The sequence below is a fragment of the Halomonas ramblicola genome (genome assembly GCF_030409215.1).
Taxonomy (GTDB): domain Bacteria; phylum Pseudomonadota; class Gammaproteobacteria; order Pseudomonadales; family Halomonadaceae; genus Halomonas; species Halomonas ramblicola.
In genome coordinates this window covers 1-1,957 of record NZ_JAUFPL010000009.1, presented here as the reverse complement: position 1 = coordinate 1,957, position 1,957 = coordinate 1, and the positions used below count along the sequence as shown (strand labels likewise).

Annotated in this window: 1 protein-coding gene; it reads left to right on the top strand. The window is 41.1% G+C overall.

Annotated elements, in window-relative coordinates; translation table 11 throughout:
* The first annotated feature begins 80 nt into the window (after positions 1-80).
* Positions 81-1,832 (top strand): ATP-dependent nuclease, encoded by a 1,752-nt coding sequence (locus QWY80_RS01750; protein WP_435389214.1) that lies wholly within the window; start codon positions 81-83, stop codon positions 1,830-1,832.
* The last annotated feature ends 125 nt before the right edge of the window (positions 1,833-1,957 follow it).

The following is a 1,957-nucleotide window of genomic DNA, read 5'->3' as shown; positions in this document are numbered from 1 at the left end:
CTGGACTGGCGAACGCCGCTGGAAGTTTACGCCGAGGTGCTCAAGAAATCCGTCGGTGGACCGAGCACCCTTCAATAGCGTTGCGCTTGGAACTTGAGACCGCCAAGCTTTCGGTCAATGGTTTTAGATGCTTATTAGGTTTTCATGTTGATTTTGAGGATGATCTTACCATTATAGTAGGAGAGAATGATGCGGGAAAATCCTCGCTTATCGAGTGCTTGAAAGTAATAACTCAAGGGAGGTCTGTCGAGTTAGACGATTTCAATAATGATCTTAATTCAATTGAAATTAGAGTCGAGACGGAAGACTTTGCGTTTGTAAAATCATACCAAAGAAATGAAGATCTAGTTGAGCAAAGCGACCTTGTCGCCATACCCACGCCCGATTATATTTCAAGCGTGACAGGTTGGCTTCAGTCTGAAGATTTAGATACTTCCCTAGAAGAAAGCCAAGATATAATTAAAGCAATTTCGAAAACTCTTGGAATTCCAGTTAGGTCAAACTCGAATATAGGAAATCTAAGAACGTCTATTTTAGATAAGCTTGGCGGAGAAGATGTAGAGATCGAGGGTGCTTCTTTTCCTTCATTTAACAATATACAGCTTGACGGGAAACACTTTGAGAATGTGTCGGGATTCTTCAAAGAGGTGTTCCTTAAGGGAAAGCAAAGTGAAATATGGGACGAAGAAATAAGTGAAGGTAAAACTATCGAAGAGTTTGTCAAAGAAACGATAAATAATTACTCTCAAAGCATCGAGCAAAGTATTACTGATACCGGTATCCTTGAAAGGATGCAGATGTTTTTGACGGATTTAACTGAGGTCAAGATTGAGCCGGTTTACCAAAAAAGGGATCTAAATATTGATGCGAAAGTTAAATTTTTGGAAAACGGTAAAGAGGTCTCTATAGACAAAAAAGGCGATGGTACGAAGAGAAGGGTAACAATGGCTCTATTAGAGTATAAAAAAGAGCAATCTCTACTAGAGCATGACACCTCAACGATATATTTACTTGATGAGCCAGATACCCATCTTCACGTAAAAGCGCAAATTGAATTCTTGGATACTGTTAAGGGATTTTCTTGCAATGGGAGCCAAGTAATACTCACGACTCATTCGCCTTTTATAATAAATGCCGTTAATCCAAGGCAGCTTAGGTTGCTAGAAAATAATGATAACCGAAGTGATGTAAAATATTTGAGGCAGGAAGTTGATGTTGCAGATGGAGTGCTTAGGTCGCTAGGAGTTGAGAATACATATTTATTTTTTTCACGACATGTGGTTATTGTAGAGGGAGAGACGGAAGAAAAGTTTTTGCCCTCATACTTTCTCAATAAATTCAATGAAACTCTATCTTCTTCTCTGATAAAAGTCATGAATTGTAAGGGTATTACGAATATACCAGGGTTTGCTAGAGCAATTCTTGAGCTACATAGTCCAGATAATATTCATCTGCTTTACGACAATGACGCCTCTCCAGAACTTTCAGAGTTGATTGATAGGCTAGATGTTCCCGACGAGAGAAAGTACGTGGTCGGTGAAAAGGAGTTTGAAGATGCTTTCAGTGATGATGCGCTTCATTCTGCTTGGAGCCAATACTTAGTGGGAGCGGGAAAGGAAGTACCACCGGCTTGGACTGTCGATGAGATTTCCAGTCTTCGTGCTGACTGCCAAGAAAATGGAGGTAAATTTTCGAAGAAAATTAGAAGTCTTAATAAAGGTGGAAAAAAGATGAGCAAACCCATATTGGGTAATGCCCTTGCGGAATATTTAGAAGATCGGCATATTCCCCAAAGGTTGCTCGATCTAGTTCTAGCTGTGAGACAGGTGTGACAAGTTGCTTCACGCGGATGCCGGTAGTTGTCAAGCAAGTTGTCGTCTCTGAGTTCATTCACGCCGCCCGTTTTTCTGGTTCGGGCGTGGTGACATGCAGTTCCCGCTCCGGGTTGAGCGAGACA